Annotated in this window: 20 protein-coding genes; 11 read left to right on the top strand and 9 right to left on the bottom strand. The window is 38.9% G+C overall.

Going from position 1 to position 19,746, the window contains the following annotated elements; translation table 11 throughout:
- Nucleotides 1–182: 182 nt before the first annotated feature.
- From EPL05_RS23745 to EPL05_RS23755, 3 genes are all read right to left on the bottom strand, one after another.
- Nucleotides 183–2,657 carry a DUF5686 and carboxypeptidase-like regulatory domain-containing protein gene (locus EPL05_RS23745; protein WP_166727804.1) on the bottom strand — a complete coding sequence of 825 codons (2,475 nt, stop codon included), beginning with the start codon at nucleotides 2,655–2,657 and terminating at the stop codon, nucleotides 183–185.
- A 185-nt stretch (nucleotides 2,658–2,842) separates the two neighbouring features.
- The gene (locus EPL05_RS23750; protein WP_128536481.1) at nucleotides 2,843–3,271 is read right to left on the bottom strand and encodes a PepSY-like domain-containing protein; all 429 of its coding nucleotides are present in this window, start codon (nucleotides 3,269–3,271) and stop codon (nucleotides 2,843–2,845) included.
- Nucleotides 3,272–3,369: 98 nt separating this feature from the next.
- On the bottom strand, nucleotides 3,370–4,128 hold the full coding sequence (locus EPL05_RS23755) for a COG4705 family protein (RefSeq protein ID WP_208394828.1): 759 nt from the start codon (nucleotides 4,126–4,128) through the stop codon (nucleotides 3,370–3,372).
- Nucleotides 4,129–4,773: 645 nt separating this feature from the next.
- On the opposite strand from EPL05_RS23755, the gene EPL05_RS23760 reads away from it, so the two are divergent.
- Together EPL05_RS23760 and EPL05_RS24145 are read left to right on the top strand one after the other, a co-directional pair.
- Nucleotides 4,774–6,003 (top strand): site-specific integrase, encoded by a 1,230-nt coding sequence (locus tag EPL05_RS23760; protein WP_128536482.1) that lies wholly within the window; start codon nucleotides 4,774–4,776, stop codon nucleotides 6,001–6,003.
- Nucleotides 6,004–6,295: 292 nt separating this feature from the next.
- Nucleotides 6,296–6,454: a hypothetical protein gene (locus EPL05_RS24145; protein WP_166727805.1), complete on the top strand. Its 159-nt coding sequence runs from the start codon at nucleotides 6,296–6,298 to the stop codon at nucleotides 6,452–6,454.
- A gap of 424 nt (nucleotides 6,455–6,878) precedes the next feature.
- On the opposite strand, the gene EPL05_RS23765 is transcribed toward EPL05_RS24145, so the two are convergent.
- The gene (locus EPL05_RS23765) at nucleotides 6,879–7,418 is read right to left on the bottom strand and encodes a hypothetical protein (protein ID WP_128536483.1); all 540 of its coding nucleotides are present in this window, start codon (nucleotides 7,416–7,418) and stop codon (nucleotides 6,879–6,881) included.
- Nucleotides 7,419–7,585: 167 nt separating this feature from the next.
- Here EPL05_RS23765 and EPL05_RS23770 point away from each other — a divergent pair, with 167 nt between their 5' ends.
- A complete protein-coding gene (locus EPL05_RS23770; protein ID WP_128536484.1) occupies nucleotides 7,586–8,071 on the top strand; it encodes a hypothetical protein in 486 nt (161 codons plus the stop codon).
- 48 nt (nucleotides 8,072–8,119) lie between these two features.
- Here EPL05_RS23770 and EPL05_RS23775 read toward each other — a convergent pair whose 3' ends face one another.
- Nucleotides 8,120–8,992, bottom strand: a complete 873-nt coding sequence (locus EPL05_RS23775) for a hypothetical protein (protein ID WP_128536485.1) — start codon at nucleotides 8,990–8,992, stop codon at nucleotides 8,120–8,122.
- 85 nt (nucleotides 8,993–9,077) lie between these two features.
- On the opposite strand from EPL05_RS23775, the gene EPL05_RS23780 reads away from it, so the two are divergent.
- The 6 genes from EPL05_RS23780 to EPL05_RS23800 all read left to right on the top strand — a co-directional run bounded on the left by EPL05_RS23780 (nucleotide 9,078) and on the right by EPL05_RS23800 (nucleotide 13,255).
- Nucleotides 9,078–9,896 (top strand): hypothetical protein, encoded by an 819-nt coding sequence (locus EPL05_RS23780; protein WP_128536486.1) that lies wholly within the window; start codon nucleotides 9,078–9,080, stop codon nucleotides 9,894–9,896.
- The gene (locus EPL05_RS24700) at nucleotides 9,880–10,059 is read left to right on the top strand and encodes a DUF6904 family protein (protein ID WP_394342750.1); all 180 of its coding nucleotides are present in this window, start codon (nucleotides 9,880–9,882) and stop codon (nucleotides 10,057–10,059) included. The genes EPL05_RS23780 and EPL05_RS24700 overlap by 17 nt, the downstream gene beginning before the upstream one ends.
- Nucleotides 10,060–10,124: 65 nt before the next feature.
- Nucleotides 10,125–10,277 carry an SDR family NAD(P)-dependent oxidoreductase gene (locus EPL05_RS23785; RefSeq protein WP_128536487.1) on the top strand — a complete coding sequence of 51 codons (153 nt, stop codon included), beginning with the start codon at nucleotides 10,125–10,127 and terminating at the stop codon, nucleotides 10,275–10,277.
- A 59-nt stretch (nucleotides 10,278–10,336) separates the two neighbouring features.
- The gene (locus EPL05_RS23790) at nucleotides 10,337–10,678 is read left to right on the top strand and encodes a helix-turn-helix domain-containing protein (protein WP_128536488.1); all 342 of its coding nucleotides are present in this window, start codon (nucleotides 10,337–10,339) and stop codon (nucleotides 10,676–10,678) included.
- A gap of 5 nt (nucleotides 10,679–10,683) precedes the next feature.
- A complete protein-coding gene (locus tag EPL05_RS23795; RefSeq protein WP_128536489.1) occupies nucleotides 10,684–11,706 on the top strand; it encodes an aldo/keto reductase in 1,023 nt (340 codons plus the stop codon).
- A 580-nt stretch (nucleotides 11,707–12,286) separates the two neighbouring features.
- Complete coding sequence (locus EPL05_RS23800; protein WP_128536490.1) at nucleotides 12,287–13,255, top strand: zinc-binding alcohol dehydrogenase family protein; 969 nt, start codon at nucleotides 12,287–12,289, stop codon at nucleotides 13,253–13,255.
- A gap of 489 nt (nucleotides 13,256–13,744) precedes the next feature.
- On the opposite strand, the gene EPL05_RS23805 is transcribed toward EPL05_RS23800, so the two are convergent.
- The 3 genes from EPL05_RS23805 to EPL05_RS23815 form a co-directional block, all read right to left on the bottom strand.
- Nucleotides 13,745–14,242: a hypothetical protein gene (locus EPL05_RS23805; protein WP_128536491.1), complete on the bottom strand. Its 498-nt coding sequence runs from the start codon at nucleotides 14,240–14,242 to the stop codon at nucleotides 13,745–13,747.
- Between the two features lie 38 nt (nucleotides 14,243–14,280).
- Complete coding sequence (locus EPL05_RS23810) at nucleotides 14,281–15,408, bottom strand: cytochrome P450 (protein ID WP_128536492.1); 1,128 nt, start codon at nucleotides 15,406–15,408, stop codon at nucleotides 14,281–14,283.
- Between the two features lie 280 nt (nucleotides 15,409–15,688).
- Nucleotides 15,689–15,955 carry a DUF2798 domain-containing protein gene (locus EPL05_RS23815; RefSeq protein WP_128536493.1) on the bottom strand — a complete coding sequence of 89 codons (267 nt, stop codon included), beginning with the start codon at nucleotides 15,953–15,955 and terminating at the stop codon, nucleotides 15,689–15,691.
- Nucleotides 15,956–16,255: 300 nt separating this feature from the next.
- Here EPL05_RS23815 and EPL05_RS23820 point away from each other — a divergent pair, with 300 nt between their 5' ends.
- Together EPL05_RS23820 and EPL05_RS23825 are read left to right on the top strand one after the other, a co-directional pair.
- Nucleotides 16,256–16,840, top strand: coding sequence for a Crp/Fnr family transcriptional regulator (locus EPL05_RS23820; protein ID WP_128536494.1), 585 nt, complete (start codon nucleotides 16,256–16,258; stop codon nucleotides 16,838–16,840).
- Between the two features lie 609 nt (nucleotides 16,841–17,449).
- A complete protein-coding gene (locus EPL05_RS23825; RefSeq protein WP_128536495.1) occupies nucleotides 17,450–18,907 on the top strand; it encodes an aldehyde dehydrogenase family protein in 1,458 nt (485 codons plus the stop codon).
- A gap of 330 nt (nucleotides 18,908–19,237) precedes the next feature.
- On the opposite strand, the gene EPL05_RS24150 is transcribed toward EPL05_RS23825, so the two are convergent.
- A partial coding sequence (locus tag EPL05_RS24150) for a TMEM175 family protein (protein ID WP_394342751.1) occupies nucleotides 19,238–19,746 on the bottom strand: 509 nt, incomplete at its 5' end.

The following is a 19,746-nucleotide window of genomic DNA, read 5'->3' on the forward strand; positions in this document are numbered from 1 at the left end:
GGACTAAGGTATATTTCAATTCTGAACAAAAGTTGTATTTTCAGTAATCCTGAAACCATTTTGCTATCAATGCGTGTGAATTTAACAGTTTGGTTATTAAGCTATTAGAATATAAATCATTAATGTAAGAATACGGCAAATATTAGTTCTTAAGCAAACACGCCCCGATTGACTTAGTTTTTTTACAACCTGATTTGTGCGGAAATTTTAATACCAAAATTTTTCGGTGATCCATTTACCGAATTTAAATTATCCCGGTAGGTTAGCCGGTGGATAAAGTCAACCCGCAAAAATTTAAATATATTTTCAACACCATACCCAGCTTCTATATATGGGTTATTACTTAATCCTTTTAAGGCGATGGATTGGTTATCAAAAATATTTATCTTATTATTTCTGGAAATGTCCCCGTATAACAGATTCGCGGTACCAACCAGCCGCCATTTAAAGTTTTTGATCAGCGGCAGGGAGTTGAGTAAAAGCCCCTCAAAATGCTGCGTATAACTCAGACTGGCGTATTTGTCACTCGCAAATTCAAAAAAGCGCATGAGGTTAAAAGCATTGGGATTGTAAATGAAAGTTTGGTTACCTAAGTGATTCTCCAGTAACGGATAGGGTACAGTGGACGGGATATAACCGGCAGAAAATGAATATTTCCCCCTGCCCAAACCACCTAATTTAAGCGTTTGGCTGACGTTTAAACTGAATTTCTGGTAACTGAAGTCCCCACCTAACGCGCCCTTAAGCCCGAGTGTATATCTAAAAGTAAATACGGGTGCTGTTATATTACTTTTTAGGTGTATTGCCCGGTTGACTGTTTCAGATAACAAAGGTTGCGAACCCGGTGACCATTGCGTTTCCAGTTGCAGTTCAGAAACCACAAGCTGGTGGCTGATGCCGCCTTTCGGATCATTAAACTGGAAAAGAAATTGAGGATCAAGCGACCAGTTGGAAATGCTGACCTTCTCGGTGAAACCTTTAAACAGGTCCCTTTTCAGGTAAGCCGTCACGATATCCTGGTCAAATACTTTTCTTCTGTCAATCTTGCCAAAGCGGGTAAACGCCGAAAACAGGTTATTTCGCTGGTAAAGATAACTATCGCTCAATAAAGCGACCTGGTTAAGGTCATGTGTAAAACTGATGCCGGCCTCTGTCCAGTTTTTCCGTGACAATATAAAATCTACACTGGTTCCGAATTTTACATCCTGGTCTTTAGTTCCATAAGCCAGGTAACCACCCAGTATCCATTTTTTATTGAAGCTCGAATTGGTTTTAAACCCGACGCGGATGCGGTTTCCCTCCACATTGTTATAGCTGTAAGAGTTCAGCAACGGCCCAATACTGATGTCTCCTTCGCGATAATAACCATTGATCAACAGATCAGCGGCCATCAGATAATTCCTGACGGTCGGTATGGATTTGACCGTATCGATCAGGTGATAGACTGACTTTTCCGCGAGTGTCAAAGAATCAGGCCTGTTCATATCCCAATAGCGTTCATCCTTCGTTTGCGCATTATCCGCAACCGAGATAGTGTTCTTGAAGAAATCGGGAGGATATACCCTATTGGAAATTGTATTTTTATTGACTGTATATATTTTAGCCAAAAAGCCGCTGCTGCCACTGGTCAATTGGCCTACTTCCAACAATATCCGTGTTTTTTGGGGCAACCAGGGCTCATCGGGCTTTCCGCTTTCCATTTGCTGTTGAACAGCTATCTGGTGGATAAAATTAAGATTAGCCGAGGGTTCTATCGTCGCTTTAATTTGGTAGAGTGCATAATTCTCTACGGCTATCCAGATCGTGCCGGTAAAGGCAAGGTCCTGCGGACGTTTTGGCTTAAATGAAATCTGGTAACAGGTTTTACCATTGACTACAGCGTTCCGGTTATCCAGCTCATAATCATACCAACCTTTCCAGCTGTCACTCAATGGGGAAGCGAAATCCTTGCCAGCGGCGCTTACAAAGTTTTTATAAAAATTATATTGCTGGAATGAGCTGCCGGTAAGTTGTGCAAGCAACGTGCCGTCCTCAAACCCGATACCATTGGTTTTAGTCCGCCTGATGTCCTCTCTTTTCGCTTCCGGCTTACCCTGGTAAAAGAAATCGGATATCGTTTCAGAAAGGAATAAGGGCAGAACCGGCATTTTATCCGCGTCTGTGATCTTGAGGCTGTCAGCCAGTGATAAGGCCTTTTTAATAAATTTCTTCCTCAGCAGTTTCTCGCTGAGATGATTGGCATCAAGCTCAATGCGGCTGTAGCTTTCATATTCATAGGATTGCAGGCTCCGGGGATCATTTCCTGCCTTGTGACGTATGACCTCCTTCATGATCGCCCAGGCGGGATTGACGTAGCCTTTTGGACCAATTCTGACTTCCTGCAAGATTTGTGAGGATGGCTGAAGTTGTACATTTAAAGTCTGCACAAGAGTGCTACTGATCAAAACCGACTTCGGCTGGTAACCGATAGAACTGATGGTAACGGAATCTTTAATCCTTGTTAATTCCAAATGAAAATTACCATCAAAATCAGAGTGGGTTCCAACGGATGTTCCTTTGACAGCAATAGTTGCATAAGTCACGGGGTCTTTGGTATTGGCATCGGTAATTTTCCCTGTCAGAGTTATTTTCTGCGCGGATGCTAATTCCCCAACCATGGAAATTAAAAAGACAAAGACCAATATTTTAACCTCAAAAACCATAACCGTATAACGTAGCAATCGGTAACAAGTTCGTTACGGATTCTGATTATTTTTTGAATCTTAATCAGATCCTGCCTGATTCGGATAAATAAAAAAGGATGCCCGTAGACATCCTTTAATTCGCTTGTTTACGAAAGGGGTTAATCTTTTTTTAAGAAGTTTCCTTTTTCGTCAAATACCAAATCTTTTCCTTTAACTTCGGCCTCATACATCAATGTACCTTTGGCATCGGTTACCTTGCCGGCTTCAGTAATTTTTACGCCTTTATAGTGTTGCTTTACGTACATTGCTACACCAGCGGGCAATTCACTGGGCGAAATAGCAGCTACCTGTTCAACGAAAGTGCCGGACGGCGTATATTGAACAGACATATCTTCACCGGATTTTCCACCCCAATTTGCTTCAAAATTCCCCTTTTCCTTTTCCCAGGTAATTTTAGTGGCTTCAGGATACTTTTTCATTAATGCTTCTCTAACCGATGTTGGCACAAGTGCACTTTTAACTGTTTGAGCAATCGTTAATGTTGTAACGCTCAAAAGCACTGATAAACTTAAAATGATTTTTTTCATATGATTTTTAATTTCTCAATGTTAATACGCCTTTCTGAATTTTCTTTGAACTGGTAAATAAAACTTTAATTTAGGAATAGCTGTTATATTAGTGAGTGTTAATCAATCACATCTTTTTTTGTCCGTGTAAGAAATATAACCGTTGCCAGTATGGCAGCCAAAAAAATAGCGCTCGTGACAGCTGTACCAAGTCCCAATCCGCCGTCTTTTGTCGATTGTGACAAGAAATCTCCGATGGATGCACCCAATGGTCTAGTTAAAATATAGGCTATCCAAAATGCGAGGATCTCATTCAATTTTAAATATTTGTAGCCAACATACACCATACCAATCATTGCACCGAATATAATTGCGGAAGGCCAGTAGCCAAATTTAAAGGTCTCCGCAAGCAAGTCGCCAGAAGCGGTTCCTAATGCGAATGTGAAAAGGATAGTGAGCCAGTAAAAGGCTTCGCGCCTAATAGTATCAATTTCGTGAATGGAAAGCGTCTTTTCAACCCAATACCAAATGGCAAATACTGCCGCTAAGATGACACTGAAAACAATTGTTGTGGTGATCAGTGATATACCTATGTTATCGGTGAGGTTATCGGTAATTAGGGTGCCAACAACACTAATGAGTACAACAGCAGTCCAATAATACGCCGGTAAATATTTTCTGGATTTGAATTGAAAAAAAAGAGCACCTACCAACAGCAACCCCATAACCAGCGTAGTACCGGTAAGGCCGAGATTTAACTGCGTATTCAAAAAATCGGCTGCAGTTTCACCTACCGTGGTGCATAATATTTTAATGATCCAAAAATAAAGCGTGATTTTTGGAACCTTGTTTAACATTTCTTTTGTTGCTATTTTCATGAGTTAAGTTGATACCGTCTTGGGAGAGCTAAAAGCAATAATTGCTACAACTGGTTGAAATAGAAATTGTTTGCTTTTAATTGCGGATATTCTAATGATATGACATATTTTTATTTTCACCGGCAAAGCATAGAATTGCTTAATTAAAATAAGCCGCTCAACGGCGTGAAAATAAAAAATTTCTCGTTAGCATAGATCAATAGTCATAACAGGTAGGTAGTAATGAAATGTACAAAGTTTTGGAAGTAATAATTCGTTTTTGTATCTTTACAATAAGATTTGCAATTAATCTGTATTAAAAAAGTGGTGCGTATTTCGGTGAGTAAGAAATTATATCCACATAACATATTGAATTTCAAGGCGGTTTAAGGGCGTTACAAATCCCTAGCTCTCCGCTGATATACATATCAAAACATCTAAAAGGCCTCAAATCGTTGATTTGAGGCCTTTTCTGTATCTACCACCCTACCAAAACATTCATATAATCGCATAATTCTATTGAGTAATTCGTTGAGTAAATTAAATTTAAAAAAAAGACTCAATGGAAACGCTACAATTAACTGATTTACAACATGTTCGATAGCGAAACATCTTGTTAATTCTGGTCTCAAAATCGACATTTGTTCACCATAAAAATTGTTACTTATGTTAGAAAAAAGCTTCGGGTTATTATTCTTTATGAGAAAGCCCAAGAATTACCAAGCCGGGATGTTACCTATTTACCTTAAAATTACTGTAGATGGTCAGCCAAAAGAACTTTCAGCCAAAAGAAAATGGGACCCTACCAAATGGAGTACTGCTTCAGGCAGAGCTTTGGGTACTAAAGAAGAATCTAAGGAACTTAATTACTATTTGTGCGCGCTTGAACAAAAAGTTTATGAAGCAAAGAAACTGTTAATGGAAACTAATAAACCAATTACAGCTATCGCTATCAAAAACATTCTTACCGGCCATGATGAATCACGAAAAATGATTTTAGAGTTATTTAAACGCCACAACGAGCAAATGAAGGTACTTACGGGTACAGACTTCGCACCAGGCACTATCGAACGATACAACACGTCTTACGAGCATACTAAGGAATTCATAAGATGGAAGTACAAAGCATGTGATAAAGAAATTAAAGAGTTGGACTATGAATTTATAGAACAATATGCATTTTGGTTGAAAGCAATTCGAAAATGCAATCATAATACCACAATGAAATACTTGGGCAACTTTAAAAAAATCGTTTTGATTTGTGTTAAAAATAAATGGTTGCCTGGGGATCCGTTTGCCAATTTTAAGCTTACTAAAAAAGAGGTGGAAAGAACCGCATTGACCGATATCGAATTGAAACGAATAATCAATAAAAACTTTGAAAGTGAACGTATAACCCAAGTTAAGGACATGTTTCTATTTAGTTGCTATACTGGTTTGTCATATGTCGATTTGCAGCAATTAAAAAAAACTGATATTGGGCTGGGGGCTGATGGGGCTCAGTGGATTTTCACGAAAAGACAAAAAACAAAAATTTCTACAAATGTTCCATTGTTAAAAGCTGCCCTAAATTTATTGTCAAAATATAGTAACCATCCAAAATGTAGTGTATCCAATTTGGCCTTTCCTGTTTTGACCAATCAGAAAATGAACGCTTATCTTAAAGAAATAGCTGATTGCTGTGGAATTAAAATGAATTTAACCTTCCATATCGCAAGGCATACATTTGCGACGACAGTAACGTTGAGCAATGGTGTCCCAATTGAATCAGTATCAAAGATGTTAGGTCATTCTAATTTACTTCAGACGCAGCATTACGCCAAAACGCTAGATTTAAAGATAAGTCATGACATGAACCAGTTAAAAAGGAAGTATGATGAAATGGAAAATCACTAAGTCCGTATTAAAAATCTCTAAAAAAATCACTGCCTTTTAGAAATGAAATACTGTGATCCACGTTTAGAGTCAATTACCGTTAAGAAAACCTTTTATTTTCTTAACGGTAAAACGGCATCGCACCTCAAATATGGAACTAGCACACGGAGTATATTTTTTTAGAAATGAGTATTGAAAATTGAATGCGAATTTAAATTGTAGAATTCTTGCAAATTACATTTATGCGAACTAAATTTAAGGCAGAAGGCTCAAAGTCACAACCTTATCAGAATTTTTATATAGGCTTGTTGATTTGAATAGGATATTAATTCAGTTCATTACCAGCCAGGCATTAATTTCGGGCATGATGTCGCTGATCGTGATCGCTATAATCAATTTTGCCAACCAGTTCTTCTTTTATATGGTAGATGCGATCATAACTTTTCACCAAAAAACAATGCCGGTAATATAGGCAGGCAACCCATTAAATTCTTCATTGATCATCATGCCCGGTTAAAGCAGGTTGCTACTTTGATCTGGTTCCTTGATTCTGCTTTGATGCTGTATGGAATGTGGCTTGGTGATATCCGTTGAAAATTTCTTGTATGAAAGCATTTAAAATAGCCTGTTACCTGCTGCTAATAACTTTTATCACTGTTATAGCCATATTTTGCTGGAGAGAATATAGGTTTTATCCGCAACAAGGGCTTTCTGATATTACCCAGTCGCAAAATTATCCCTACAGCCGCTATAGCAGCAGCAACGGTAAGGTTTATTATCTTAAAGTCGAATCGGGGTACTTTCTAGATTGCTCAGCAGTCCCTATTTCTATCTGATTGTAGCAATAGGTTCGTTTTTTAATTGTTGTTAGAGGTTACTCTAGCCAACAACAAATTTTATTTAGTCTCTGATACTAACATATAAAGACGGTTAATTTCAGGATCTAATTTTGCATTAATTGATTTCATCGACGCCATCTCAATAAAACTAAAATTCTGCTGGCCTAAGGTTGGAGAAAAAGTTTCGCCGGACATGAAACGGATATAAACTTCAGGTGTGATCCAATAATATGCTCGGGTATCGCCATTGTCAGTAATTTTTTTGGTTGGCTGATGGTATTTGGCTAAAAGAGTCTTCAACACTTTCTTTGTTGTAGCGGTTAGTTGCGTACCCGCATAATAGGAAGTAATCGCACCGCCCGCCCCTGTTATGCGGACTTCTTCTTCCATATTGGCACCCTCAAAAAGGCAATCAGTTGTATTTTTTACACGATAATCAATAAGCCCTCCCTCTCGCGGGATCTTTTCATGTATAATTGACTTCAACAAAACCTCCGGATTTTCGTTAAATATTAAATGGTTGAGATCAACTTTTTGAGGTGTAAAACCGCATGCCGATATTAATAGCGAAAAAACAATTAATAATTTCTGATTCATAAGAATTGAATAACCTATAATAATTAATGCTACGAATACAATTTAACCCGGCTAGATTAAAAATGTTCGCATCGAAATTTTTGCAATCGTTTCAACATAGGATAAACAAACCAATCATCCTGTTCTTTGCATTGCTGTTTTTGCATCACCAGGCGCAATCCTCGTTGATGATGCCACACGAAAAAACAGCATATAACATCAGCTATTCACCAGTTAAGGCAGATTATGGTCATAAATTTAATTATAAGCCTGTCAGTATGATAATTGAAGGCTTGTATAAAACCGAGCCTACAAATAATTCTTCTGACAATTGCGAGATATCTGTCAGGCTCATAAAATCTAGAACTGGCTATATATATCGACTTATAACTGGTAATAAAATATATAGCGGTATCCTTAAAATAACTAAAGGCGAAAATCCAAATGAAGTGAATCTATTATTCAAAGGCATTAAATGGGCTTTGAACGAAGGGGATATATCGACTTTAAAAGAAGACGAAGATCCGCCAAAAATTAAAACACCCATAGGAATAGATGCCATTCTGAAGAATGATGAAATTTTTATTCAAAACACTGGTAATTCGATGAATCACTATGTAAAGCTAGCGTCATGTGATCAAAAATTCATCCGGATGGTAAAAGTGAAAAGTTAAATCACAAGCGTTGTACAATACTGATCATTTAACTTAGGTGCAATAAAGTCACCACTGTTCTCTGACAAACCGTTTTAAGGCGTCGGCATCAACCGATTTAAATTTTAAAACCTCGGCTAGTTTTTCCAGCGCTACACTATAAATATCATTATCCGGATGTTTAGGTTTAGATACCTTGCGACCTTTCCAATCGTAAAAAACTATTTTTTTACCAATTTTACTGTAAGTTATATCGATGCTGTTTTTGCCCATACAAGCTAATTGATAGCCCGATTTAACCAGTTTGATCTCCAGGTTTTCCGGATTGTTTTTGCTGTACATGGTCAAGGTGTAACCAACAGTTTGATATTTATCCACTTTCCGTACAATATCTACTATTCCCTTTTTTACGGTTACCGGTGTAACCTCAATGCCGCTTTGCAGGCGGCCGTTAACAAACGTATTTTTCTTGCTTATTGCCGTAAAGCTGTTCTCTGTATCTTTTACCCTACTGGCAGGAAGCAGGTCATTAAAAACCTGGAATGAGCGTTTCCCGTTCTGATAGAAATCAAAGATGAGCCAGATGTTGGTCCCTGGATAAATAAAGAAACCATTATAAGGCTTTCCGTTCTTCAAATCACCAATGAGATAAGTATCGGTGATACTATTCGGCATCATCTTAAAATAGGGCCGGGTCAAGGCTGAATAAGTATAGTCGTAAAGGCGTGGTTTTCTGTTGAGTTGTTTTACGAGTTGGTGCCTGGTGTTGTAGCAATCATAGGTAAGCACATAGCTTTTGGATAATTTAGCGTTGAAATTACATTCCAGATCGTTGCGATGTGTAGTGAGCTGGTTATTTAAAGTTAAGTAAAGCCGGGCCGTATCCGGTTGCTGGCCGAAGGTGGCAACCGGGATCAGCAACAGCAGAATGAGATACTTCATAATTGTAAAAGGATACTTCTGCGGCAATTGTTTGAATATTAATCAGTAAAACTAATGCCGTACCGGGTGGTTATTAATATACATCATGATTAAAACCTATTGTATATTATTACTATCAATCTGCATTATCGGTTTAAGCCACGCCCAAATACCTGATACTTATTATGGCGTGGCATTGACCCGGATCACTACCGATGGCTCGACACGTGACACCAGCAAATTACTTTATTGCCGAAATATTTCCGGGTCCCTACTTTCGGTTTACACGGTTTCGGAGGGTATTGTTTCGATGGGAACTGCCTATCATATCAGCGCCAGAAAGTATGGCCTTTATTTATACGTGGCACCTATATTTAGCGGCCAGGTTAAGCCGGATAGTTTACGGATCGATTTTAACGATCTAGAGCACACCGTCCTGATCAATACGAAAGATCGCTACGTCCTTTATCCTGCTTACTACGCTTTATTAAAACAGGAAGTTTCCTTAAAGCATTCGGTAATGTCCCTTTTAGGTTTACTGGCATACGCGATGGGTGATTACCCCTTTGAAGATGCACTTCCTCTAATACGATACACGCCGCACGTGAGCCAACAGATACAACATGCCCGGATAGTAACTCAACGTAGTCAGGCCGACCGCAATGATAGCTGGGAATGTGCGTACCGATATAATAAAAACAATAAACTGCTTTCCGTTAGCGCTGCTGACGGCAAACTGATTCGTTTCCGTAAGCAGGTCAGTTACAAAGGGGGCCGCATTAGTTATATTCGATCTTATCTGAATATAGAATACCGACAGATTACCGATTGGATCACCAGTTTTACCTATAACGACTGCTTATTGCTAAAATGGTATTGGTGTTTCAATTTATTGAGACTATGGCGATTTGAATGCGCTTTATGAAACAGTCGATCAAATAGTTAATTCCCTTAATGAAGACAATAAACATCAGAAAGGCCAACAACAATTATTGATGAATTTAGCTTACGAGGTAAGGAAAGCTTACAGCGGACATCGGCTAATTCAGTACTTACCAAATTCTAACACCTGTTTTGGACACAAGTAACTTTGGTTTGGATACTTTCTTCCGTCATTTACATCATACCTTTGAGTTAACAAAATCAAAGTAAGATGAGCGATAAACTAGAGAATAAAGTAGTGATTGTAACTGGCGACTCAAAAGGGATCGGCGCTGGAATTGCAAAACAAATGGCAGCATCAGGTGCAAAAGTTGTGGTGAATTATGCATCCGGTAGAGAAAGTGCTGACAAGGTCGTAATTTAAATTAAAAAAACCGGTGGGAACGCCGTTGCGATTCAGGGTGATATGTCAAACATGCGGATGTGATAAAGCTTGACCTGCTTTCAAAATTTGAGAATAAGTTGGCAGATCATTTTGACAAAGAATCAGTTACAGGTTCAATTACAGTTAGCAATTTAGCTGAGAAATTGAATGTATCTGCCAGTTATTTGAGTGATATGCTGCGCGCAACAACCGGGCAGAATATGCAGCAACACATCCACAATATACTTATATACAAAGCAAAGGATATCCTGGCAAATACGAATTTGTCTGCCAGTGAAATTGCTTTCAGTTTAGGCTTTGAATTTCCGCAATTTTTTAATAAACTTTTTAAAAATAAAACCAGCAGGTCTCCGCTGGAGTACAGGCAATCTTTTAATTAACAAACATGCACTATAAAATATTAGGTAACACAGGTTTAAAGGTATCCGTGATTAGTTTAGGCACCATGAATTATGGCGGTAAGGGGTTTTTTAAGGTCATGGGAGCTTTGGATCAGGCGGAAGTAGACGAGCAATTTAAGGTGTCGATAGAAAACGGAATAAATTTAATCGATACGGCCAATGTATACTCAGAAGGGTTGTCTGAAGAAATGATTGGACAGGCGATTAAAAACCTGTCTATCAACCGGGATGATCTGGTGATTGCAACAAAAGTCAGAGGTGGCATGGGCAGCGGTGTTAATGACCGGGGGCTTTCCCGCAAACATATTATTCAACAGGTGGAAGCAAGTTTAAAACGATTAAAAACGGACTATATTGACTTGTATCAGATTCATAGTGCAGATCCATTAACTCCGATAGAAGAAACGCTGGAAACACTGGATGCATTGGTTAAAAGCGGCAAAGTGCGCTATACCGGAGCCAGTAATATAACTGCATGGAACCTGATGAAAACACTGGCTCACTCCCAATACAACAAGTTGGAGCGCTTCGCTTCTTTACAAGCAAATTACTCTATTGTTGGCCGTGAATTAGAGCGTGAAATGGTTCCACTCTTGAACGATCAGAAAGTGGGCCTTATGGTTTGGAGCCCTTTGGCGAGCGGTTGGCTAACTGGCAAGTATCAAAAAGACGCCAAAGAAAAAGGAAACGGCAGAATTGATAATTTTAAACAGCAATTTATTAACCAGGATCGTCTGCAAGCTATCTTAGAAGCGATGGAACCTATGGTATTAGAAAAGAACAGTTCATTTGCTCAGTTATCTTTAGCATGGTTACTGCACCAGCCTGTGGTTAGCTCGATTATCATCGGAGCCACCAAAATCATTCAACTTACAGATAACTTAAAGGCATTAGATATCAAGTTCTCAGCCCAAGAGCTGTCAGTTCTGAATAAAGTTAGTGCGATTCCGGAAGAATATCCCGGAAATGTGGACACTATAATGAATGTCGACAGAAAGGCATCGTAAGTCAGAAGAATATCATTGATAAGTTTAGGTTAGGCCTAAAGTGGCATACTTTAAGGGAAAAATAGCGTAAAGCCTGTCATAATGGGGACAGAATAAAAATCTTATTAGGAGAGTATCGTAAGAGTTCAATATAAAGTTCAACCTATTCAAAAGAAGTTTGGTATAGTTAATCAAAAATTAAACGGCCGTTAAACAAACCATTGGATGTTTCACCAATTGCTGGGCTATAAGCGATTTTATTAATTTGAATCAAACTTAGGGAAGAATAGCAGACCAAAATATCATATTCGCCGGATTGGAATGCAACAAGTAAGGTATCTTCAAAGACTTGTATACTAATTTTAGAATTAAAGCAAAAACTATTTTAACGCCGACAGTCTCAAATTTTCCTTAAATAAATCCTTGTTTAAATATTTGACAAATATCAATAGTATTTATTAATGAAAATCAAGTAAATGACTACATATAACGTCGTTCTTAGTATATAACTTAATTGCACTATCAGATTAAAAACCTGCAGGATAAATTCTCTTTTTAATTTCAGTGCAACCTCTTGTAAACTCTAAATTTAAGACGTTATATGAAAGCAGCGGTAATATATAAACCAGGAGGGCCTGAAAATTTTGTATTGGAAGAACGCAAGATGCCTGATATAAAGGCTGGGTGGGTTCTTGTAAAAGTAAAGTCATTCGGACTTAACAGGTCTGAACTGATGACTCGGAAAGGTTTTTCGCCTGATGTGAAGTTTCCAAGAATTCTCGGAATAGAATGTGTTGGTGAAGTATCAGATGATCCATCCGGTGAATTAATTTCAGGACAAAAGGTAGCAGCTTTCATGGGCGGCATGGGTCGAGATTTTGATGGAAGCTATGCTGAATATACTCTTCTTCCAAAATCTTTATTGATGCCATTCCAAAGCGAGCTGACATGGGAGCAGTTAGGTTCGCTGCCTGAACTTTTTCAAACTGTATATGGTTCGCTGCATCTTGCCTTAAAAATTAAAGCTGAGGAAACGATTCTCATTAGAGGCGGAACATCATCTATCGGTATGCTGGCAGCTCAGATAGCTAAAAATAACGGCAATACTGTTTTAGCCACAACCAGAAAAAAGGAAAAAACAGAACTGCTACTGAATAACGGAGCTGACCATGTCCTGATTGAGGATGGCCAAATGTCTGTACAATTAAAAAAAATATACCCCAGGGGCGTAGACAAAATTCTGGAACTTGTAGGGACATCTACCCTAAAGGATTCTTTAGAATGTGCCGTAGCCGGTGGAGTAGTTTGTATGACAGGTATGTTAGCTGAACAATGGACGATTCCTGATTTCGCGCCAATTGATTTTATTCCGGCCACAGTGAGTCTTACCGTTTACGATACGGGCCAAATAAGCGTAGATCAAAAGAGTTTTCAGAAATTCATCCATGATGTGGAGAACGGAAAAATCAAACTTAGTATCGGAAGGATATTCAATCTTGATGAAATCGAGGACGCTCATAAGTTGATGGACAATAACTCAGCCGGGGGAAAAATAGTTGTAATAACCTGATCAAATGAGTAATACAATACTAATTTAATAAGTTAAAAAAAATATTTATCATGTATTTTTTTTGCCTGACATCGTGGCAAATCCAATCTTTTAAAGTTACAAATACGATAGATCTTGATTGTAATCGAAGTTTAAAATATAATTTAAGATCTTGTTTCTTATAAGCTATTCAGCAAATTAATTTACGGTATAGTGGCCTTAATAGATACCGGTCGAATGATAAAAGTTATATTCCTTTTAAATGAACATTCAGGCATTTTCACATGTTGCCGCACCTTAATTTGATGAATTCCTTTTTTTATCCGAACTGATTTAAAAAGTGACAGTCCATACCCGAGAATTCCGATTATAAGCCATCCTGCAGCCATATACTTCATATTGAAATATTTAAATATTTTTTATGAAATTAATTTATCACCGCCCTTTTTTGATTACAGAACTTAACCTAACCAGCACATCATCAACATTTCTGCAGATTTTGATAAACCGTTATAATGTCAGCCACTTTTTAAATTTTTTAAGCATAAAAGGCATAATCTTAAAAACCATTAATCCGGATACCGTAATTGCAATAACCAGACTTCTTAAAAGAAAGTAATCTATATTTAACGAAATCAGAACAGTGTTTATCAAAAATGGTATAGTTAACGTGAGGGGATAAACCGCGGTAAAAGTCACCACCCATTGTTTCCATTTAATCGCCGGTAGTGATGAATCCTGAAACCAAAAATTGGTGTTATGATGTATGCTTTCCACTTTTTCAGAAAGGGTGATTACCTGTGACTGTTCAAGTAAATCTTTACGAAGATCTGACTTTAACCACAGTTCAGCTGTTTCTTTGTTTCTGAAACGAATAACAATAGAAATAAAGGGTTCATCAGCAACGGGGGACAGTTCAGTCTTATCTAAAAAACCATCGGCGGCTTGCAGGGCACCGTCAATAATCTTACGCCAGTTTTCATACTCGTTGACTTTGGAGTAACTCATTTTGTAGCGGATTATAATTGTGCTTATCATTGATTCACTTACAATATCACCTCCAGAATGAGGAGATCTCTGGATACTACATTACTGAACCATTCTTCATTTTTAATTACTGCATTTGGAAAATGTTGGGAGAAAAGCGTGAAGACCACTTCGGCTTCCATTTTTGCAACATACCAACCGATACAATGATGAATTCCTTTGCTGAAAGACAAATAATTTTTTAATGGGTCCCTTCCTGATTCAACATCATAGTTAGCTGATGAAAGCAGCACCAGAACAATGTCGCCTCTGTGAAGTTTTGTATCACCGACACCAGTATTTTTATGTACATACCTTGGAAATGCACTATTTGCCGGGGAAAATTTAAAAAGAATTTCGTCTGTAAGAAGCTCGGATTGTTCTTTCTTAGAAATTTTTCTTTGCTCTTTTATAATCATCCGCAGTCCCTGGCTGATAAGACTTGCTGTTGTGCCGCTTCCGGCAATAAAGCATAGCAGGCTCGCATTAAGCGTTTCTTCATTGGAAAATCCGGCGTTTATAAGTGCAGAAATTATATCGTTACTTGCGGCATTACGTTTCTGTTCCACAATTCCATACAGGAGGTTATGAAAGGCGGTTACCTGCGGTAGATACGCCGGGTCAGCCTTTATCATCTGTAATGCTACGGCGTATTCAGTTAGTTCATTCTGCCAGGGAATACCCAGCATCCTGGCAATTACCTTGACAGAAAGAGTATAAGACAATTCAGCTGCAAGGTTATGGCTTTCGCCGGTTTTCCATTTTAGTAATATAATTTCAACTTCGTCATTTATGAAGGAACGGAATTGCTCCAGACTCTCTGTTGTAAAAAAACGCTCAAGCGGCTGCCGGAGTTTGAGGTGGAGGTCATCGTCGGTCGCGAGCAGGTGATTTGCACCTGGTATGGCAGCTGAAAAAGGATTATCGCTGTAGCTCTGACTTTCAAGTGCCGGGCTTACCTTGAAAATATCACCAGAAGTTAAAATCAATTCAGCGTCCTTCCTTCGGGTTGCAAGATAAACGAGGGTTCCATCCGATAACCGAAATGGATACAGGCCCTCGGTTTCACGTAACCGGGCAGAGACCGATTCCGGGTTGGTTGCAAATTCCGATGAATTGAATTCAATGTTTAAATTTTGTTTTTTCATCTCGAGTGATGTAATTCTACTTGTATGATCGTACAGCAACAATATTACTAATGGTGTGATTAAAAAGTCCGTAAAACCCGTTTTTTCAATTCAGAGGATGATTGCAATTTGTATCTATCGCTAAATTATTAACTGATCTACCGCCGGAACCAACCAATCATCTATGAATCATTTACAGGATCAGAGCCTTTAGCCCTGCATGGTTTTTGTTAATATTTTATTGATGTGATATAGACTAATTTCCCACTTTCCAAATGAGATCTGAAAATGACATCTACAGTCATTTTGCAGAACTGACATCGCTGACTGTGAAAAAGTCAATTATTTTTTGTGTCCCCGGTACCAGAATAAAACCTGCCGGCAAGGCAATCAGGCAGCCATTCAGGAAGTCTTTTCGCCATTTGCTGAATATGCCTGTATATTCATTGAGATTTATGAGCAGCATTCCCAGACTCATCGCTGCTGTCATAAAAACAGAAATTAGTATAATAGTGATAATGTAACCCTGTGGTTTAGTCAAAAATTCGTGTGTTCGCTTATTTTCCATTGTTTGGTCAGTTGATTAACTTATCGAAGATATGCTGGCAGAAAGTTTAAAAAAATGATATATGCTTAGAAATTTAGTTGACCTTGTTCAATAAAATTAGATGATTCGCGAATGGTAACCCTGGCAATCAGCGTTGACTGAAATGGGTTCATTTTATATCTTGCATATCTTACCGTAAACAGAACCTGATTAGGTTAGATAAAAGCTGACCTTTTTTAAGGAATATATAGTTATCACCCGTTCCATGATGGTAAATCGGGCAATTAAATTATCTTTATAGTAAAAGTCTTATCCCTGAATATGAGTTTTGATTTAATATTAAGAAATATAGGCCGTGTTGTGCAATTGACCGAAGAGGAACAAAAAGAGTTCTGTTCTCTTTTAACAATACGGCATGTAAAAAAGAAACAACTTCTCGTAAAACCCGGAGAAATCAGCCTGCACGAAAATTTTATAAATAAAGGGTGTTTCAGAAATTATATAATTGACCGTGAAGGAACAGAACGTAATTTCTATTTCGCCATAGAAGGCTGGTGGATTTCAGATATTCACAGCAGAACTTTTAATGTACCGTCTTTTGCATACGTCTACGCAGTAGAAGACTCTGAACTCGTTCAGATCCTTCAAACAGACCTGGATAATATCATGATGAAATTTCCTAAACTGGAACACTTTTTCAGACTGACATACCAAAAGTCAACTGCATCGATACAATTTCAATTATTGCAGCGGCTGTACTTGTCTGCGGAAGAACAATATCTTTCTTTCCGGACGAAATACCCTGAATTTGACAGAAGGATTCCGCAAAAACATATCGCAACTTATCTGGGTTTTACACCTGAATTTTTCAATACGGTACGAACGAAAATACTGAAACAAATTTAGACGGCCCGCGCTAAACATCTACCCTTATAAGTATTATTTCAGATGAATAGGATCTGCAATCTAGCCAGATCGATTGTTCTTTTTGCACTCTTTGATTGCACTGTCCGTTTTGCTGCGCTGGCCGGGTTATTCAGAAACAAGGCTTTCTAATGACTGAAGAAAATACCATCAACACCAAAATTCCTATTTACCTCGGTAATTCCTTCTTTATAAATCCATAATCCGCAATTGCCTGGCTATAAAAAGCGAAGCTCCCTTGTTGCAATCCCTTTTTATTCAACAGGGTTTTGACGAGTCCCTTCCAGGATATGTATACGCCTGTCAGTCCTTTAATTTGCAGAGACTGTAACAGATAAATTTAAACAGACAAAAAAACCGAATGAAGTGTGCCGGGATGTATTAAACAGTGTCACGATTAAGCCTGACTTTTGGCCAAAAGGCTTAAACGGCCCCGGTCGGGAGGTTTTAAATAAATATCTAATGCGTTGCTTATCAAAATCTTAATTCAAATGTATACGACAAACATCAATCGTATTTATAATCAAATATCATTGGTGATGTTTCTGCCAGAATATATTTTAGCTTAAAACGTACATTATCAATACACTTATGAAAACAGCTAAATTAAATCTCATTAATAATGAATGGGTAGACAGCGGAGATCACCAGGAAAGTATCAATCCGGCAACAGGTGAAGTCATCGGAACCTGGGCAAATGCAACCTCTAAAAATGTCGCCAGTGCCATTAACGTGGCGGTAAAGACATTTAAAGAATCGGCATGGAAGGACGACAGGCACCTTCGTGCAAAAGCACTGAACGAAATGGCCGATCTTTTCGAGGCTTACACAGAAAGGCTGATAGATATATTAAGCCTGGAGAATGGCAAATTGAAAGGAGAAGCGGCATTTGAGGTCAGCATGTGTCCCGCAAAACTAAGGTATTATGCTTCTCTGACCCTTACATCTTCAGGCCGGGCTCTTGAAACTTCGCCCGGATCATTCAGTATGGTGGTATCTCAGCCGATAGGAGTTGCAGGTATCATTGCTCCATGGAACTCGCCGGTAGTCTTGCTGATCAGGTCACTTGCGCCAGCCCTTGCTGCCGGCTGTACAACTGTTATTAAAATGCCGGCACCTACTGCATTAGTGAACGCGATGCTCAGCGAAATATTTAAATCAACCAAAAGTCTGCCAGCCGGAGTCATCAATCTCTTTACTGAGGCTGCAGGAGGTGAAGGTTCGCATATGCTCATTATGTCAAAAGACATCCCTACCATCAGTTACACCGGAAGCACAAAAGTCGGTAAAATACTGATGAGTGATATGTCGCAAAATTTGAAAAGGTTCGGATTTGAATTAGGTGGTAAAACACCGATGCTGGTGTTTAACGATGTCGATCTCGATCGCGCACTGCCGATTCTTGAAAAGGCTATAACTGTTTTTGCCGGGCAGTTTTGTATGACTGGAAGCCGGATTCTTGTGCAAAGCGGCATCGCGGAGCGCCTGAAGTCGGAACTAGGCAAACGGCTGGCTGCGGTTAAAGTCGGCCCCGCATCAGATCCATCCAGCGATATGGGGCCTATCATAGATAAACCGAACGTAATGCGAATCAATAAGGTGGTAGATGAAGCAATTGCTGCCGGTGCCAAGGTAATCGTCCGGGGAGGACCTGCCACGGACGGTGCTCTGTCGAAGGGAGCTTTCTACCGACCGACGTTACTCGAAGTTAACGACAATAGCATGTCTATTGTTCAGGAAGAAACTTTCGGACCGGTTGCAACTATACAGGTCTTCAACACAGAAGCTGAAGCAATCGCCCTCGCCAACGATAATATCTATGGCCTTGCTGCGTCGGTGTGGAGCTCAAATGTTGATTTGCCTTTGCGCGTAGCAAGAGAACTTGATGCCGGAACAGTGTGGATCAATGACTGGGCACAGATCAATGATGAATTTGAAGAAGGTGGATTTAAACAAAGCGGACCAAGACGATTAAACGGCGAAGCGGCAATGGATGACTTCCTTGAAATAAAACACATATATCATAATGCCGGGATAGTTAGCAGGTAAAATACCTGCTTATATTATTTTTGACATACCCATACTCTTCGAAGAGGCAGATGTACCAATCTGCCTCTTTTATCGCGAGAAATTCCCCTGCTTAAAAATTCTAAATAGCATCTGGGATAGTCCTGAATAAAAACTGCGAAGTAGTGGTCTAAGTTGCCGGTGAAAATAAAACTGTTGGTTAAATAAGTGGTGTCTACAAAGGCTAAGATAAAAAGTACCGCTATAAATCACGCTTTTCGAACTTTAAGGTAAAAACATGCGTCCGACTGTAAGGTAGAGACTTAAACCTTAAGCAGTCATGCCATACTAAGATAATTTATATACTGGTCCTTAACTACCTTTGTCGCTTTCATTATCCTGGTCAACGCCATTATAAATAGCTTCGATTCTTTTATCAGGTATAAACCAGATGCAGGCAATAAGACAGTAGAGTATAAATCCGGCCTCAGACCAGTAAAACGATACCATAATTGAAAATGCGTAACAGCCAAGCGTAAATCTGCCTTTAAAATCATTTTGAATTGCTTTTCCGAGCAGAGATTCTTTGCCGTTGTGATGAATAAGTAATTTAGCCAGCAGGAAATACGCAAAAGAGTTTATTGAGAGTAATAATCCATAAGCAATAACCGGCAATCTGGCAAAATGATTCAAGCTGACCCAATTGGTGACGAAAGGTATCAGCGAAAGCCAAAAAAGTAAAAAAAGATTAGCCCACAAGACTGGATATACCGCTGATATTGACCACCTGATTCCGGCGGAATGTGACCAGTGATTCCGCGTCAAATTGACCACCCCATTCCGGGGCAAACTGACCAGGCATTCCGGGCCAAATTGACCAC

Origin of the sequence: Mucilaginibacter gilvus, assembly GCF_004054195.1 — a bacterium.
In the GTDB taxonomy this organism is placed as follows: Bacteria; Bacteroidota; Bacteroidia; order Sphingobacteriales; family Sphingobacteriaceae; genus Mucilaginibacter; species Mucilaginibacter gilvus.

Excerpts from the sequence above, each read along its gene's own strand:
- EPL05_RS23745 (WP_166727804.1), bottom strand. The coding sequence starts at position 2,657 with ATGGTTGGGGAATTAGCATCCGCGCAGAAAATAACTCTGACAGGGAAA.
- EPL05_RS23750 (WP_128536481.1), bottom strand. The coding sequence starts at position 3,271 with ATGAAAAAAATCATTTTAAGTTTATCAGTGCTTTTGAGCGTTACAACA.
- EPL05_RS23755 (WP_208394828.1), bottom strand. The coding sequence starts at position 4,128 with ATGAAAATAGCAACAAAAGAAATGTTAAACAAGGTTCCAAAAATCACG.
- EPL05_RS23760 (WP_128536482.1), top strand. The coding sequence starts at position 4,774 with ATGTTAGAAAAAAGCTTCGGGTTATTATTCTTTATGAGAAAGCCCAAG.
- EPL05_RS23765 (WP_128536483.1), bottom strand. The coding sequence starts at position 7,418 with ATGAATCAGAAATTATTAATTGTTTTTTCGCTATTAATATCGGCATGC.
- EPL05_RS23770 (WP_128536484.1), top strand. The coding sequence starts at position 7,586 with ATGATGCCACACGAAAAAACAGCATATAACATCAGCTATTCACCAGTT.
- EPL05_RS23775 (WP_128536485.1), bottom strand. The coding sequence starts at position 8,992 with ATGAAGTATCTCATTCTGCTGTTGCTGATCCCGGTTGCCACCTTCGGC.
- EPL05_RS23780 (WP_128536486.1), top strand. The coding sequence starts at position 9,078 with ATGATTAAAACCTATTGTATATTATTACTATCAATCTGCATTATCGGT.
- EPL05_RS23785 (WP_128536487.1), top strand. The coding sequence starts at position 10,125 with ATGAGCGATAAACTAGAGAATAAAGTAGTGATTGTAACTGGCGACTCA.
- EPL05_RS23795 (WP_128536489.1), top strand. The coding sequence starts at position 10,684 with ATGCACTATAAAATATTAGGTAACACAGGTTTAAAGGTATCCGTGATT.
- EPL05_RS23800 (WP_128536490.1), top strand. The coding sequence starts at position 12,287 with ATGAAAGCAGCGGTAATATATAAACCAGGAGGGCCTGAAAATTTTGTA.
- EPL05_RS23805 (WP_128536491.1), bottom strand. The coding sequence starts at position 14,242 with ATGAGTTACTCCAAAGTCAACGAGTATGAAAACTGGCGTAAGATTATT.
- EPL05_RS23810 (WP_128536492.1), bottom strand. The coding sequence starts at position 15,408 with ATGAAAAAACAAAATTTAAACATTGAATTCAATTCATCGGAATTTGCA.
- EPL05_RS23815 (WP_128536493.1), bottom strand. The coding sequence starts at position 15,955 with ATGGAAAATAAGCGAACACACGAATTTTTGACTAAACCACAGGGTTAC.
- EPL05_RS23820 (WP_128536494.1), top strand. The coding sequence starts at position 16,256 with ATGAGTTTTGATTTAATATTAAGAAATATAGGCCGTGTTGTGCAATTG.
- EPL05_RS23825 (WP_128536495.1), top strand. The coding sequence starts at position 17,450 with ATGAAAACAGCTAAATTAAATCTCATTAATAATGAATGGGTAGACAGC.